This window comes from uncultured Campylobacter sp. (assembly GCF_938045405.1).
Classification (GTDB): Bacteria; Campylobacterota; Campylobacteria; order Campylobacterales; family Campylobacteraceae; genus Campylobacter_B.
Genome location: NZ_CALIMW010000120.1, coordinates 1 through 15,971, shown reverse-complemented (window position 1 = coordinate 15,971; position 15,971 = coordinate 1). Strand labels below are relative to the sequence as shown.

13 protein-coding genes and 2 pseudogenes are annotated in these 15,971 nt (G+C 44.2%); 11 read left to right on the top strand and 4 right to left on the bottom strand.

Annotated elements, in window-relative coordinates:
• Positions 1-474: 474 nt before the first annotated feature.
• The 4 genes from Q0140_RS04480 to gltX all read right to left on the bottom strand — a co-directional run bounded on the left by Q0140_RS04480 (position 475) and on the right by gltX (position 4,227).
• Positions 475-717, bottom strand: coding sequence for a hypothetical protein (locus Q0140_RS04480; RefSeq protein WP_297962296.1), 243 nt, complete (start codon positions 715-717; stop codon positions 475-477).
• A gap of 249 nt (positions 718-966) precedes the next feature.
• Positions 967-2,631: a lytic transglycosylase domain-containing protein gene (locus tag Q0140_RS04475; protein WP_297962294.1), complete on the bottom strand. Its 1,665-nt coding sequence runs from the start codon at positions 2,629-2,631 to the stop codon at positions 967-969.
• Positions 2,628-2,924, bottom strand: coding sequence for a YggT family protein (locus Q0140_RS04470; protein ID WP_297883309.1), 297 nt, complete (start codon positions 2,922-2,924; stop codon positions 2,628-2,630). Before Q0140_RS04470 ends, Q0140_RS04475 begins: the two co-directional genes overlap by 4 nt.
• Positions 2,911-4,227, bottom strand: a complete 1,317-nt coding sequence (gltX, locus tag Q0140_RS04465) for a glutamate--tRNA ligase (RefSeq protein ID WP_297962292.1) — start codon at positions 4,225-4,227, stop codon at positions 2,911-2,913. Before gltX ends, Q0140_RS04470 begins: the two co-directional genes overlap by 14 nt.
• 114 nt (positions 4,228-4,341) lie before the next feature.
• On the opposite strand from gltX, the gene mscL reads away from it, so the two are divergent.
• The 11 genes and pseudogenes from mscL (at position 4,342) to Q0140_RS04415 (ending at position 15,939) form a co-directional block, all read left to right on the top strand.
• Complete coding sequence (gene mscL / locus Q0140_RS04460; protein ID WP_297897758.1) at positions 4,342-4,746, top strand: large-conductance mechanosensitive channel protein MscL; 405 nt, start codon at positions 4,342-4,344, stop codon at positions 4,744-4,746.
• A gap of 9 nt (positions 4,747-4,755) precedes the next feature.
• Complete coding sequence (locus Q0140_RS04455) at positions 4,756-5,394, top strand: Crp/Fnr family transcriptional regulator (protein ID WP_297962290.1); 639 nt, start codon at positions 4,756-4,758, stop codon at positions 5,392-5,394.
• 3 nt (positions 5,395-5,397) lie between these two features.
• The gene (locus Q0140_RS04450; RefSeq protein ID WP_297962288.1) at positions 5,398-6,525 is read left to right on the top strand and encodes a metallophosphoesterase; all 1,128 of its coding nucleotides are present in this window, start codon (positions 5,398-5,400) and stop codon (positions 6,523-6,525) included.
• Complete coding sequence (gene asd / locus Q0140_RS04445) at positions 6,526-7,596, top strand: archaetidylserine decarboxylase (RefSeq protein ID WP_297962286.1); 1,071 nt, start codon at positions 6,526-6,528, stop codon at positions 7,594-7,596.
• 82 nt (positions 7,597-7,678) lie between these two features.
• Positions 7,679-8,164 carry a prepilin-type N-terminal cleavage/methylation domain-containing protein gene (locus tag Q0140_RS04440; RefSeq protein ID WP_297962284.1) on the top strand — a complete coding sequence of 162 codons (486 nt, stop codon included), beginning with the start codon at positions 7,679-7,681 and terminating at the stop codon, positions 8,162-8,164.
• Positions 8,165-8,168: 4 nt separating this feature from the next.
• Positions 8,169-8,420 (top strand): annotated as a pseudogene (locus tag Q0140_RS12620) (primosomal protein N'); the annotation flags it as partial.
• Positions 8,421-9,113: 693 nt separating this feature from the next.
• Positions 9,114-10,442 (top strand): annotated as a pseudogene (gene priA, locus Q0140_RS12615) (primosomal protein N'); the annotation flags it as partial.
• 666 nt (positions 10,443-11,108) lie between these two features.
• On the top strand, positions 11,109-11,657 hold the full coding sequence (locus tag Q0140_RS04430; RefSeq protein ID WP_297962280.1) for a hypothetical protein: 549 nt from the start codon (positions 11,109-11,111) through the stop codon (positions 11,655-11,657).
• A 253-nt stretch (positions 11,658-11,910) separates the two neighbouring features.
• Positions 11,911-12,633: a hypothetical protein gene (locus Q0140_RS04425; protein ID WP_297962278.1), complete on the top strand. Its 723-nt coding sequence runs from the start codon at positions 11,911-11,913 to the stop codon at positions 12,631-12,633.
• 8 nt (positions 12,634-12,641) lie between these two features.
• A complete protein-coding gene (locus Q0140_RS04420) occupies positions 12,642-13,460 on the top strand; it encodes a hypothetical protein (RefSeq protein WP_297962260.1) in 819 nt (272 codons plus the stop codon).
• 412 nt (positions 13,461-13,872) lie between these two features.
• Positions 13,873-15,939, top strand: a complete 2,067-nt coding sequence (locus tag Q0140_RS04415) for a VWA domain-containing protein (RefSeq protein WP_297962258.1) — start codon at positions 13,873-13,875, stop codon at positions 15,937-15,939.
• Positions 15,940-15,971 lie beyond the last annotated feature (32 nt).

The following is a 15,971-nucleotide window of genomic DNA, read 5'->3' as shown; positions in this document are numbered from 1 at the left end:
AGACGAAACCTGCGCAGGCGGCGAAAAGTCGCTTTTCGGCAAGCTCAAAGGGCTTTTTAAATAGCAAATTTGATCGCTAAATTTTATTCCGCAGAAGCTCGCACGGAGTGCGGAGTTAAGATTGTAAAATTAAATCATCTTGCGCTCGCGAGCTCTGCGCCGCGCGGTTAAAATTTAACTAAAACGGTGCGGCAAAGAGGCGTGGATTTAAAATTTAAAACTTACCGAAATTTTAAAACGGCGGCTTGCATATCTGAAGTTACGAAATTTTAAAGCGCCGCAAGCAGGCCGCAAAAGAGGCTAAATTTAAACTTGTCGCAGCCTTACGGCAGGTAACCTGCGAATAGCTTATCTGTTTAAATTTCATAGCTGAAAACGCCCGATTTTGATTTCATGCTACTTAAAATTTTACGCTCGGGCGCTAATTTGATCGCTCATAAAACGCCGCGTTAAAATTTCAATGAATTTTGAATTTTAAAGCTCGTCACCCCAGAAATAAAGCTCGAAAAAAGCAAGCGCAAAGATAAAAAACAATATCAGCGCCGCGCCGCCCACTCGGACGTAGCTATCGTCTCCTACGCCGAATTGCACGCAATACGCAAACGCCATAAAAAACAAACAAGCCGCTAAATTTGCGGAGCGCTTCTTTTCGTCTTTCAATGACGATACGCACAAAACGGCGGCTAGCATGAGGACTGCGGTCGCGATAATTTGCATAGCGTGTGGCCTTTCGTGTAGGGCAGAAATAACCTTTGGCTAGCATCAAGAGATAAAATTTCACTACTGAAGTCAAAATAAATTCCGCACGATTTTATAGCACATTCCTACTCGCGCGGTAAAATTGCGCCGTTTTGATCTGCCTGCCTAAGCTCTCAGCGGGCAAATTTTGCGCTTTTGTTGAAGCGACGGCTTTTAAAATTACTTGCTCACCGCTTTTTAAAATCATTCTCCGAGCTCGCCGCCGGCTTAGCGGAAGCTGTCGCTTCTGCTCGGTATCAGCAGGTCTTGTAGCTCCTGTTGCACCGAGACTTTCGCGCGCGGATCGAGGATCTGCGAATAGATGATAAAATTTGCGAGCACCTTTTTGCCGTAGTCTCTGCTCTCGGCATACGGCACGAGCTCCATGCTAAGCCACGGCTCAAATTTGCCCTTATTAAACATATCGCCGCGCTGAAGCATCTTTTTGACGAGCCCGAGCCCGCCGTTGTAAGCGTATGCGATGAAAACCGGGCTGTAAATTTTACGCTCCAGCCAGTCGATATGGATGTTGGCGAAGCGGTAAGCGACCTCCGGGCGGAACATGTCGTCTTGATCGAAGCCGTCGATTTTGAGTTGCTTTTTGCCGATCTCGTTAGCCAAAAACGGCATAAATTGCATCATCCCAAGCGCATACGACGTAGATACCGATGCGGGTACGAAGCGGCTTTCTTGGCGAGCGAGCGCTAAAATTAGCGCCTTGCGGCGGTTGTCGCCGTCGCCGATATACTCCATAAACGGCGTCGGATAGAAGTTGTCCTTGCCGCCGCTTGCTTTATTCATGATGTATGAGTACTCGCCGATGCTTTGCTTGGTGTCGAATTTTTTGGCAAATTCCAAAAGCTGCTCGCGAGACATTCTATCGGCGCTATTTTTTGTGCGAACCCAAGCGAAAGGATCGGTGATATCGTAGCCTTCGATGGAATTTTTAGCGGGGTTTGGGATGATGATGTTTAAATTTTTATTTCCCAAGACCTCTTTGGCGTAAAGCGCGTAGAGGCTGTAATAATCGCTGCTAGCAAGCTGGCGCAAGACATTTTGATCTCCATTTAGCAGGTAGATCCAAAATTTCGCATTGTGCAAATCGTGAGGCTTCTCAAAGCTCGCAGCCGCGCGGCTAAAAAACGCAAGCGCCGCCCCTTCGTCGCCCTGCATGACGGCATTTACGCCGAGCATAAACGCTACGTCCTTCTCCACGGTTAGCGGATCGACGCCCGTGAGCGAGCGGCGCAGGCGCGGGTATTTGCGGTTGATTAGCGCATCGTTAAGAACCGCTTTGAAACCTTTTTGCGAAGCTAGTTCGCTTACGAAGGCTGCGTCGGCGTCGATGTCGATCAGAGCGTCCTTGCCCGCACCTTTTAAGTAGTCGTAATATAAAAAGTAGTTTTGCGCGTTGCGGCTCTGCATAAAATACTCGCTCGGATTTTCGTCGTTAAATCCGCGCAGTAAATTTACGGCGTTTCTACTTGCTGCGTCTTGGTACTTTTCAAGCTGCGAAGCGAGCGTCTCGCGCACCGACGGGCTTAGCTTGGCGATAAAATTTGGATAGGAGCGCGCCTTTTTGCAGGTTAAATTTGCATCTAAAATATTTGCCGCCGTTACTCCTGCGCAGCGATCCGGACGCTTAGGAGGGCGAATGGCGCCGAAAATTCTATCTAGCTTCTCTTTTAGTTTGCCTTTGTAGCGAAAGATACTTTGTTTTAAAATTTTAATCTCCGCTTTGTTGTATTTCGTCTCATCTATTAGGCGATAGATGTAATAGTCCTTGGCTAGGGATTTGGGCTCGTCTTTGATCTGTTCGTAGCTTAAAATTTTACCGCTACTTGCGGCGCACAGCAGTCCTAAAACAAGGCTAAATTTCAGAAATATTTTCAAATGACCGTCCTATTGATGATATAGATTATCGCGCTGTCAAAGAAGTTAAGCACGAGTAGGATAAGAAGCGGCGAAAGATCAAATCCGCCGAAAGTAGTAGGCAGATAGCGGCGCACCAATGCAAACGCAGGCTCCGTAAGCGCAGAGATCGCGCGGACGATTTTATAAAATTTACCGAACGGATTTGGACGGATGAAACTCAAAACGCAGGCGACGAAAATTAGCATCATATAAGCTTGAATCACGTAGTGAATACTCACTAAAATGCCGTAAAATACGCTATTTAGTAGCATCGAGTATCTCCTTTAAATCGGCGCGGATCAGCGGATACAGCTCGCTAAGCTCCGGTCCGTGCGGCGCGCCGGTTAGCAAAAACCTAAGCGGCATAAACAGGCTCTTGCCCTTTAAATTTGTAGCCTGCGAAAGCGCCGCTTTGAAATCATTAAATTCTGCTGGTGCATCGTTTGAGCTTAATAAATTTAAGATCGCCTCTCGCAGAGCCTGCGCCTGCGCCGCCCACTCCTGCGGGATATCTTTCGCGCCGTAGATCGCTGCGATCTTCTCTTTGATACGTGGGATCAGGCTCGCTTCTTGAGTGTAAAATTTTATCAAAGGCGCAAATTTCGGCTCAAGCTCAAAAAGCTCCGCTAGGCGCTGCTCGCTCGCTCTTTTGATATGCTCGCGGTTTATAAAGGCGAGTTTGTCCTCGTCAAATTTCGCCGGGCTTTTTGAAATTTTAGCGATATCGAAAAACTCCACCGCCTCATCCATGCTAAAGACCTCGCGCGGCGTTTTGTTGCCCAGCAGGATCAGATAGTTCGCGATCGCTTCGGGCAGGTAGCCGCTTTGAAGCAGCCATTTTACCGAGGAGCTAGCTTCGCGCTTGCTCATCTTTTTGCCTTCGGAATTTAATATGATCGGCAGGTGCGCGTATTTGATCTCGCCGTCGTAGCCGAGGCTTTGGCGGATCCAGTTTTGCTTTGGCGTGTTTGAGACGTGATCCTCGCCGCGGATTACGAAGCTCACGCCCTGCATCATATCGTCGCAGGCGCAGGCGAAGTTATAAGTTGGCGTCTTGTCCGCGCGCATGATGACGAAGCTGTCGATATTCTGCGGCTCAAATGCGATACGGCCCTTGATTGCGTCGGTAAATTCCAGCGCATGATCAGGTTTTTTAAGGCGGATAGTAAAGGGCTTTTCGCAGCCAAGCACCTCTTCATCGCTTAAATGCTCGCAGTGCCCGTCGTAGCGATAAGCCTCGCCTGCGTCCTTGGCGGCTTGCTTTTTAGCCTCAAGCTCCTCCTCGCTGCAAAAACAGCAAAACGCCTTTTTCTCGGAGAGTAGCTTAGCTGCGAATTGCTGATGAAATTTTAAATTTTTGCTTTGATAATACAGACTCTGCCACGAGATGCCGAAGCGCTTTAAAATTTCGATGATCTCTTGATCTTTGCCTTCGATATTGCGCGCAGTGTCGGTATCCTCGATGCGCAAAATAAAGCCGCTTTTATCCTGCAGCGAGCAGATGTAGTTAAAAATAGCCGCGCGTAAATTTCCGATATGCATATCGCCGGTGGGCGACGGAGCGAAGCGATACAATTTAGGTCCTTTGGGTTTAAATTTAAGCTGGGATTATACTTTTTACTTCCTAATAAAAAGCAAAAACAAAGCAAAAATAGGCTAATATCGGCGCATTTTATTTAAGGAGACAATATGAGTTTCATTCAGGAATTCAAAGAATTTGCGATGAAAGGAAATGTCATCGATATGGCAGTGGGTGTCGTCATCGGCGGGGCTTTCGGCAAGATCGTAACCTCGCTCGTAAGCGACATTATGATGCCGGTTTTAGGACTTCTTACGGGAGGCATGAATTTTACCGATCTTAAGATCGTGCTAAAAGAAGCGGTGGGGCAGACCCCGGCTGTTACGATAAACTACGGCTCGTTTATCCAAGTAACGGTCGATTTTATAATCATCGCGTTTTGTATATTCTGCGCGATCAAGGCGATCAATAAGCTTAAAAAGCCGGCCGAGCCTGCGCCGGAGCCTGCCGCACCTGCCGAGCCTAGCGAAGAGATTAAACTTCTTACCGAGATAAGAGACCTGCTTAAAAAATAGGTCGCGGCGATGCTTGAGAGAATTCCTTATTTTAAAGCTCTAAGCGCAGCGCAAATCGATCGTTTGGAGCAGATTAGCATCCATAAAAGCTACAAAAAGGGCGAAATTTTATTTTTCGAGGGCGAGCGCTCGCAGTATCTATTAATCCTGCTAAAAGGAATTTTAAAAATCTATAAAACCTCCGCAAAGGGGCGTGAGATCCATATGCGCGAGATCCGCCCCATCTCGCTCGTAGCCGAGATGGTAAATTTCGAAGAGACGAGCTATCCTGCAAGCGGCGTGTTTTCGACAAACGGCGAGGTGCTAAAGATCGATTATGAAAAATTTAAAAACGAGTTTATGAGCGATCCTAAAATTTGCCTGGAGCTTTTAAAATCGATGTCTGAGAAGATCCGCGCGCTAAATGCGGTCTTTGATAATCAAGTCGTGCTTAACTGCGACGGCAAAATCGCTAAGTTTATCAACGAAAATTTTGATATTTTTATGAGCACAAAATACACTAGAATAGCCAAAATTCTAAATGTCACCCCCGAAACATTTTCGCGCACCATCACTAAATTTAAAAAGAGCGGCGCGCTAATTTTAGACGATAAGCAAGAAATCACGGGCTTTGATAAAGATAAGCTGGACGAGTATATCCAAGGCTAGAGTTTGAAAAGCACCTATATTTTTCCGATCGTCGGCACCGTTTTATTTCTGTTTTTTAATCTTTACGTCTACAGATCGATCAGCGCGCGCTTTACGCCATATAAAAATTTCGTGATCTTCCGCCCTGCCTTGAGCTTGCTTTGCGTAGCTTTGGCGATTTTAGATGCGATATTTTTTGTGGGTTTTGGGCTTAATGGAAGCTTTAAAAACGAGCTGCTCTATAAAGCTTGCGTATTTTGCATGGCAGCGTCCTTTTCGCTCTTTTTTATCTGCCTTGCTTACGATGTGCTAAGCGCCGCCGCGCATGTGGTTAAATTTAGCGAAAACAGGCGAAAATTTTTAAAAACCTTTATCGACGTGACCTTCGTAATAATGGCGTTTAGCTATATTTTTAAAGGGCTTTATAACGCGCTAAAGATACCAAAAGTCACCGAGCGCGAAATAAAAATCAAAAACTTAGCTCGCGAGCTAAGCTTCGTCGTCATCTCGGACGTGCATCTAGGCGAGTTTTTGAAAAAGGAATTTTTGCAAGGCGTCGTAGCGCAGATAAACTCGCTAAATTATGACGCGCTGCTGATCGTGGGCGATATGTTTGATCTGCGCTCGGATGAGCTCGGGGATATTTTGCAGCCTCTTGAGGCGATAAAAAAGCCCATCTTTTTCGTTACGGGCAACCACGAGTATTACCGCGGCGACGCAAGCGGGCTTATCACGGCAATGCAAAAAGCGGGCGTGCGGGTGCTGCAAAACGAAAGCGTGGAATTTGAGGGGCTAAATTTAATGGGCGTGCACGATCTTAGCGGCTTTCGCTTCGGATATATGCAGCCCGATCTCGGCGCTGCGCTAGCGCAGGCGGATCCCGATAAACCAAAAATTTTACTCGCTCATCAGCCCAAATACGTCGTGGATTTCGTACGCGACGAGGTCGATCTGTGTATCTGCGGACACACGCACGCGGGGCAAATTTTCCCATGGACGCTTTTGGTGCTGCTTAGCCAGAAGTATCTTTACGGGCTGTATAACGACGGGCTGAAGCAAATTTACGTAAGCAGCGGCGTAGGGTTTTGGGGCCCGCCGATAAGGGTCTTTGCCGATGCCGAGATCGCGCTACTTAAGCTTAGAAAGGCATAGATGAGAAGTTTTATTTCGAGGATTTTTGGGGTTATTGCCGCGGTGAAATTCTCTAAATTTATACAAAATTTTATCAACCGCAAATATGTGGAATTTTTCAAAATCGATATGAGCGAATTTGATCCGCCGCAAAGCTACGCGAGCCTAAACGCGCTTTTTACTCGTCGTTTGCTGCGTCCGCGCGAGATAGTGGCAGATGAGCTGGCTTTTATAAGCCCTAGCGACGGCGTGATCTTTGAGAGCGGATGCTGCGCCGATCTGCGGGCTTTTAGCGTAAAAGGCTGCGAATACAGCCTTAGCGAGCTGCTGGGGCGGACGCTTACGGCAAGCGAAAGCGGCGGAGCGGTTAAAAATTTAGATGGCGGGGCGGTTACTACGAACGGGAGCGGCGAGGTTGGAACCGGATGCGCAAAAGATGCCGGCGCAGGGATGAAATTTCGCGCCGCGCAAGCGAAAATCATAGGCGATAAAAATGGCGCAAATTATTCCGCAAGCGGCGTGCGAGCTGAAATTTACAGAGATGAAAATAGCGCGAGCCGCGAAACGAGCGCAGAGGATGCCCAAGGCAGCAAAAATACAAGCGGCGTAAATTTAAGCTACGCAAATATCTATCTAAGCCCGCGCGATTATCATCATTATCACGCGCCGTGCGATCTGGGCGTGCTGCAGGCGCTTTATATCCCTGCCGATCTCTACAGCGTGGCGAAGAAGCTTTTACTTAAAATTCCAAACCTCTACGCTAAAAACGAGCGCGTGATTTTGAAGTGCAAAATGCGAAACGGCGGGATTTTGTGGATGGTTTTCGTGGGTGCTTTAAACGTCGGCAAGATGAGATTTGATTTCGATATGCGAATACAGACGAATGCATGCGCAAGTAGAGCTGAGGCGCTTTACGAATATGAAAATTTAAAATTTAAAAAGGGCGATCATTTGGGAAATTTCGAGCTGGGCTCAACGATCGTACTCGTAGCGCAAAGCGAGTTTTTAAAATTTGAAACCCCGGCTGATACGTCCGTAAAATTCGGACAAAAAATCGCAGAATTTAATGAAATTTCACAAAATTCCATTTAAAATGCAGGATTTTTTCTTTAACTAAAATTAATTTTATTTAAATTTGGCTATAATCATCTCACTTTAAATCAAAGGATTTAACATGAAAAATTTAAAAGCTTTTACGATGATAGAGCTTGTTTTCGTCATCGTCGTTTTAGGTATTTTGGCGGGCATTGCGGTGCCTAGATTAGCCGCTACGCGCGATGATGCTACGATCGCTAAGATGCGCGGAGACATCGCTGCCATTAGAAGCGGACTTTCGCTAGTTAGAAGCGAGAATATGATGAGAGGCGTGACTACGTGGCCCGCTTTGGAGGGTTCGGACAATGCCACTCTTTTTGAAGGCGTTTTGCAGCAACCTATCTATCCTATGAGAGATGGCGGTAGGAACGGCTGGACTTTAAAAAAAGACGGTAGTGATAATGCCACATCCGAATATATCGCTAACGTAGCAGGAAAAAAGACTACTTTTTCTTATTATCCAACAAAAGCTAGTATACCCACTTCCGGTGCAAATAAAGATAGAAATGTCGGTTCGTTCGACTGCAATCATCAACAGCCTCTTTGTCAATCCTTAGCTCAATAGCTAAATGCTCTATTATGAAGTTGCGGTTTTGGGTGCCAGCCTAAAGCCGCTTACTTATAGTTCAAATTTTAAAATTCCAGCTTATCAAATCGTATCCGTTCCTGTAAAATCGAGCGTCAAATCCGCTGTAATCCTGCGCGAGGTTCCAAAGCCGAGCTTCAAAACCAAGGAAATTTCTGAAATTTCGCAGCTTAAATTTACTCCGTTTCAGATCGCACTTGCAAATTTTATCGCGCATTACTATGTTTGCGAAAAGGGCGTTGCATTCGGGATCTTTGAGCCTTCAAGTGAGACGACGCAGAATTTGCGGAATTCGCAGGAGGATCCTACGACCGAGCGGAATTGCGCTTGCGAGCAAATTCCCGTTAGTGAGTTGGTCTCCGCTTGCAAACAAGCTTCTACCCGCGAACAAAATTTTATTTCAGAGCAGAATTCCATCACCGCACAAAATTCTGCGCTCGACGATGACTTTAGTGCCATACAAAATTTCGCCTCAATCCAGAATTTTGCATTGACGAGAAATTCTACTATCTCAAAAAATTCTGTTACCGTCATAAATTCCGTCATCGCGCCAAATTCCATGCAAAAGCAAAATTTAAAGCAGGCGCAAGATATTATCTTTCAAAATTTGGCGTCAAATTCTACCGCCGCGCAGAATTCTATCCAAGAGAGGGACTTTGTCGATGAGCAAAATTCTGTTTCAATCCAAAATTCTACATTGGTTCAAAATTCCGCTACGACAATAAATTTTGCTGCCGAACCTGATCCTGCACACAAACAAAATTTAGCCATCGCGCAAAATTCGATCCAAGAGTGGGATTTTACCGAGGGAGAGAATTCCATTTCGATTCAAAATTCTACTTCAGCGCAAAATTCCGTCCTAATTCAAAATTTAGACGCTACCGCGCAAAGCCCCATTTCGCAGCCGCTATCTCCGCTTCAAATAGGTAAAATTCCAAACCTCACCCCAGCGCAGGAGCAAGCACGTAAATTTGCCGAAGCCAATGAGACATCGCTGATTTTCGGCGATACGGGCAGCGGCAAGAGCGAAATTTATATCGCACTGATCGCACAGGCGCTCGCTGCGGGCAAGCAGGCGCTGTTTTTGATGCCAGAAATCTCGCTCACGCCGCAGATGACGAAGCGGCTACAGAGCTATTTCGGCGAGCGACTCGGCGTCTGGCACTCCAAAATTTCGCCCAAAAAAAAGCGCGAAATTTTAGAAAAATTTAACGCAGGCGAGATCAGGCTTATCGCAGGCGCCCGCTCGGCGCTGTTTTTGCCCTTTAGCGATCTGGGCCTCATCGTCGTGGATGAGGAGCACGACGACAGCTATAAATCGGCCGCCGCACCGCGTCTAAATGCCCGCGACGCCGCGATTTTCGTCGGCAAGAAGCTTGGCATCCGCGTGGTTTTGGGCTCCGCGACGCCTGCGCTTAGCACCTACGCGAAGCAGCCGCACTTCCGCCTGCGCGGCACCTACTTTAGCAGCGCCAAGCGCTTCATTTTCGATGAGAGCGAGACGGGGCTGAGTCCCAAAATTTTAACCGAGATCGGGCGCAGCCTCGAAGCCGGCAAGCAGGCGGTCGTGTTTTTGCCGACGCGCGCGAACTACAAATATATGGTTTGCGAAAACTGCGGGCAGATCGTGCGCTGCCCGTTTTGCGCCGTCGGGATGAGCTACCACGCGGATGCTGCGGCACTAAAGTGCCATTACTGCGGCTTTAGCACGTTTTACAGGGCGTCTTGCGAAAACTGCGGCGGCGAGGTGATGCAGGCGCGCAAGATCGGCACCGGCGAGCTTGCGGCACAGCTTGCGGCGCGTTTCCCGAACGCCCGCATCGCGAAATTTGATCGCGACGAGATCACCACGCAGCGCAAGCTTGAGGCGCTGCTCAATAACTTCAACGCCCATAAAATCGACATTCTGGTAGGCACGCAGATGCTTAGTAAGGGGCACGATTACCATGGCGTCGATCTTGCGGTGATAATGGGGATCGACGAACATCTGAGCTATCCCGATTTTAGGGCGCGCGAAAAGACGCTGGCACTTGCGATGCAGGTGGCTGGCCGCGCGGGTCGCTCGGGGCAGGGCAGGGTCGTCATACAGACGCGCCAGAGCGGCTTTTTTAGGGATTATATCGAAAACTACGACGATTTTTTGCGCGACGAGGCGGAGTTTCGCGAGGGGCTCTATCCGCCGTATATGCGACTTTTGCGCGTGCTGATCTCGCATAAAAACGAAAAAGCAGCGAGCGAGATAATGAACGTGGCGCTTGATCTTTTGCGCCGCAAACAGGCGGGAGGCAGCGCGTTTGCATCGCATGACGGGCTGGACGCGGGGCAAGCAAATCTAAGCGCTTTAAATTTGCAAAATTCTGCGCAGCATGGCAGTAAGCAGATGTCAAATTTTAAATTTCAAAGCTCGGATCTGCGCGCGGGCGATGTAAATTTAAACCGCCAAAACGCTTCAAATTTAAAAAATGCCGCGCAAATTTCAGCTTGCGACGCAGGCGCGGACAGCGTAAATTTAAAGCTCGAAAGAAACGGCGCCGCGCAAAATTTTATAAATTTAGCGGCCGAAAATACTGCCGAAAATTCCGCGCAGTATTTGAAAGAGAAGGCGAGCGAAAGTCCTAGCGAGAGCTTTGAGATCATCGGCTACGGCAAGGCGGACATCGCCTATATCGCGTCGAAATTTCGCTTTGAAATTCTGCTGCGCGCTAGCTCGCACGTGCCGCTGATTAACGCTGCGAGCACGCTTGAGCATCTGCCCGTCGAGATCGATATGGATCCCGTAAGCTTCGGCTAAGCGCGATTTGGTAAATTTTATTCTATAAATTTGACCCGCAGAATTTTACGCGATACGCCGATGAATTGAGGTAAGAAAATAGATTTTGGCGGCAGTATACCTTGCCATCTTATAATTTAAAAAGGCAACGATTTGAAAAAACTACTTAGAAATTTTATGATTTTTGCGGCTTTTATCTTTATACTATACGCCTCCTATTTTCTATATTTTTATTCCAAAAGAGCCGAATATGCGGCTATTTTATTGCAAAAGGCGCTTAGGTATGAAGAGGAATTTTTTACTGAGAAAACACAAAATTTAGACCCGTCTGAGCAGACCAAGCTAAGGCATGAGTTTGAAAAAGAGAAATTAAAGCTAGAAAAATATTGCAGCGATGCCATAATAAACGGCGAAAATGGTTATTGCAAGGTTTATTATAACCTCGATTTCGACTATATACATTTTTACGACGGGCGAAATCAAGATATCGCGCTGGGCTACGACTTTGATAACGAAAGCATCGAATTTTATAAAAAGCTCGCAGATCATTATGATTACGAAGGTAAAAAATGCAGATCGCGCAGGGTGTACAGCGAGCACCATGCGACATTTGCTATTGATAATTTTAAGCATGCGAAATTTTGGTTGGGAAATTACGGCGAATTTACCCTAAAAGATCCATATATTCATGAGTGTGAATAAACTTGATCGGTAATTTAAACATCGAAAGCCTGCCGTATAGATCGGCGGTATATACATAAATTCATATTTGTGCGGATATTTTATTTTAGATTAAGTAGTTATGTTGTATAAGCTTATACAACCGATAACAAAAAACGCTTTTAAGATTCCAAAAGCCTATTTTAAGGAGCAAGGGATGCAAATTCGTGCTTTTATTTTAGCGATATTGTTTGCCGTATCGTTCGCAAAAGCGGATGATATAAAGCATCCATCGATGCCATGGCAACTGGAACCTATTTTATGGAAAATTCAAGATAAAAAAGTTGTAAGAAAAGCTCTTCACGAACCTATGATCCGGGGTGCAACTACCTTTAACGGCAAGAGTTTTTATTTCTTTACGATAGAAGATAATGCAACGCTCAAAAAAGAGTATGAAGAGCATTTATCAAAAGAAAGAGACTTCTGCAACGACTTTTACGATGATCTGTTCGAATGGAAAAATATAAATATAATCGAACCTCTGGTTTTTGATACGACGGATTACAATAACCCCGTTTTAAAGAAAAATATGGGCGATTGCTGGTATATGGATATGAATAAAACGATTAAAGACGGCTTTAGCGGGCGCGGATTTACATTGTATAAATTTGATAATAAGCTTTTGTATATTATGATTTACAAAACCACTCCTTATATATATCAGACGGATGATTTCGCAAATCTTGCTTACATTTTAGATCCCAAAGAGTGTAGTAAAATCACAAAAGATCCTCGTAGCAGGGTAAATTTGGAGATTCCAGGCAATATCATATATAAACGGCGTCTGTTTTATGCCGAACCGATACGTTATAAAGATATAGACTATCTACTTTTCATAGATTTCGACAATACGCACAGCGGTCAATTACTAAACGTCGCAATCAGGAAATTTAAAGACGGTATTTTACAAATGCCTGTTTGTAGCAATTCATACTTAAACACGAAGCTTTATCGATAGGGGCGGTTATGTGGGTTCATATTTTCATCTTAATGATCGCATTCGTACTATTTGCGAATGCAAACGATGTAAGCGATACGGAAATTCCTTTTGATTTAAAAATAGCTTTATGGAAAGCTAATGATAGGAAAGTAGTAAGAAACAATCCTTCCGGTATGGTAGAAGGAGAAACCACTTTCAACGGAAAAACCGTTAGCTTTTGGCAAATAGATAGAAATGCAACGCTCAAAAAAGAGTATGAAGAGCATTTATCAAAAGAAAGAGACTTCTGCAACGACTTTTACGATGATCTGTTCGAATGGAAAAATATAAATATAATCGAACCTCTGGTTTTTGATACGACGGATTACAATAACCCCGTTTTAAAGAAAAATATGGGCGATTGCTGGTATATGGATATGAATAAAACGATTAAAGACGGCTTTACGGGGAGAGGATTTACGTTATATAAATTTGATAATAAGCTTTTGTATATTATGACGTATAGAGAAGATTTTCGGCAATACGAGATGTCTTTTGCAAATTTTATGTATATTCTAGATCCGCAAGAGTGCAGTAAAATTATAAAAGACCCCTCATACGATTCATATTATAGCAGGGCAGATTTTGAGGATTATCGAAACAAGATCGCAGGAGATACCCTGATTTATTTCGGACCGATAAAATATAAGAGCGAAGATTATCTACTTTTTATCGATTCCGTAAATTTAATAAACGGTCTTAAAGCGGTTTCTATTCAAATTAGTAAATTTAAAGACAAAGTTTCGCGAACATCCGTTTCTATAAATTGTATAAATTCGTATTTAAATACAAAAATTTATCGTTAAGGAGTATACCATGCAAACACATTCAGTTGGTTCAGAAGATGCCTATTCGGCAGAATTAAGAGGGTTTATAATCGGTTCGGAAGGCTTTGATAGTAAAGTATATTTGGATTATTATGGAAAATTAACTATAGGCTATGGTTATAATATAAGCGATAACGATTTTGTTTCAGATTTTGCTGGAGCAGGAATAAGTCTGACGCAAGAAAAAATTGATTTATTAAATGATCTAAAAGGTAGGATTAATAAAGATGTAATTGCCTATAATTCAAATCCAAATAGCATCACTATTAATGAAGAAGAGGCGAATACTCTATATAATACAATAATCGGAAATAAATTTGAAACGCCTACACTAGCTAAATTTGATAAAACAAGAGCTAACGAACTTAGGAACACTAAGGAGCTGATCGCTTTGGTAAGTCTAGCTTATAATGGTGGAGTAACTAAAATGATAGGACCAAATTTAATTGCTGCCATTAATGATGGAGATAGGGTTGCGGCATGGTATGAAATTAGATACGCTAGTAATAGGGATAGAAATAATGGTATTCAAAATAGGCGTGTTAAAGAATCTAATAAATTTGGATTATATGACAACGAGGACGATGTAGGAGATAATGAAGCCAAGCACGTAATTAGATTTTTAGAAACAAGGCGAAGGCATATAAATAACTATCTATTAGAATGTCTTAATGGTGCTATTACAAATAATTACGATGAAAATGATCTGAATACTCAACTGACTCCTGCCATAAATCAGCTAGTCGATAGATTTGGAGACGGGCAGATAAATGCAGTCGATATTATAGGCAATCGTGGGAAAATTCTCGTCGGTCAGGGTGTCGGAAATAATGCCGACGAAGTTTATGCTGATCGAAATGGAAATTTCAACGATACAATAACGGGAACTAGTAGAAATGATTTGATATTTGGTGAGCGAGGAAATGATACTATAAATGCCGCAGACGGCGATGATGTCATATACGGTGGCGAAGGTAGCGACACATTAAATGGCGGTAACGGCTATGACATTTATCACGCGGATGAAAATGACACGATAAATGATTCCGACGGCAGAGGCAAAGTGTATCTGGGAGAGACCAAATTAAAAGGCGGAAGGTTTATAAAAGAGCAATCGCATGGAAATATCGAAATTTACAAAAACAATGACGACTCTATCACTTATGAATACAATACTTCCACAAAAGTATTAAACGCAAACGGTCTAAAGATAAATGATTTCGACAATAACGAGCTAGAGATAAATTTGCAAAAAGAGCAGTCGAATGAATTCGCTATACTTAGTGATACTACGGGCTCGATGGGCGGGGCGATAAGCTCGGTAAAATCCCAAGCAAAAGAGATCATAAAAACCGCCTTTGCTAGAGATAAAAATACTAAGGTAGGGGTATTTGGTTATAACGATCCTGGCGTTCAGACTTTTACCAATCTCACGAATGATCAAAACGCGATAATGTCCGCTATAAACTCTCTTTACGCAGATGGCGGAGGCGATACGCCGGAGATGACTTGGCACGGGATCTATAATGCTGCAAATTCTAACTGGAGCGAATACTCTGTAAAAAGAATTTTTGTTTTCGGCGATGCTCCCGCGAAGGACAATGAGTTCAAATCTAAAGCAATGGCGGCACTTTTGCCCAATAAACCAAGAGCGGTAGCAAGAAGTTTAAGTGCGGCAAACGCGCTTTATGGCAATAATCACAGTGATTTAAATAATATTCAGGTCTTTACGATTCAAACGGGCGGTGGCGAAGATGTGGCGGCGGAATTTAAAGAATTAGCCGAATCCACCGGCGGCGGCTATGTAAATATGACAAACTCAGGCTATACATCCGTAGCAGATGCTCTTTTTGACGCTATGAATACAGGTACTTCCAAAAATGAAACCATTGTCGGCAATGAGAAAAACAATATCATAAACGGCAAAGGCGGGGATGATATATTAGAAGGAAGAGAAGGAAGCGATACCTATGTTTTTGAAGAAAATTTCGGTAAAGACACCATAATAGAAACCAACAAGGAAAATAAAGATAAAAATATCATAGATATGTCCGCCTTCAGTTTAAAAGATGTCGTTTTTAGGCAAAATAAAAATGATGTCGTCGTAAATAGGTCAAAATTTGACGCGGTCACTATAAGAGATTTTTATTCAGAGGAAGAGAGGATATCGCAGATCAAATTTAAAGATGTAACGTTGGGCTATGAAGAGATCAAAGAGATAACTGCGCTTCAAAGCAACAAAGAGGTCGTTAAATTTGCAAATAAAGGCGAGAATAAGCTAAAAGCTTTACTGAAAAAGGTATTTTTCAAAGCTGATGATGAAACCGCTACGACGATAAAGGGCGGTGTAAGAAGCGATGCGCTAGTGGGATCAAATTTGAACGATAAAATTTACGGCAATCTTGGGCATGACACACTCATCGGCGGAAAGGGCGATGATTATTTAGACGTCTCTTAGAACAACAAACACTTGGCAAAGAGGCGGTCGTA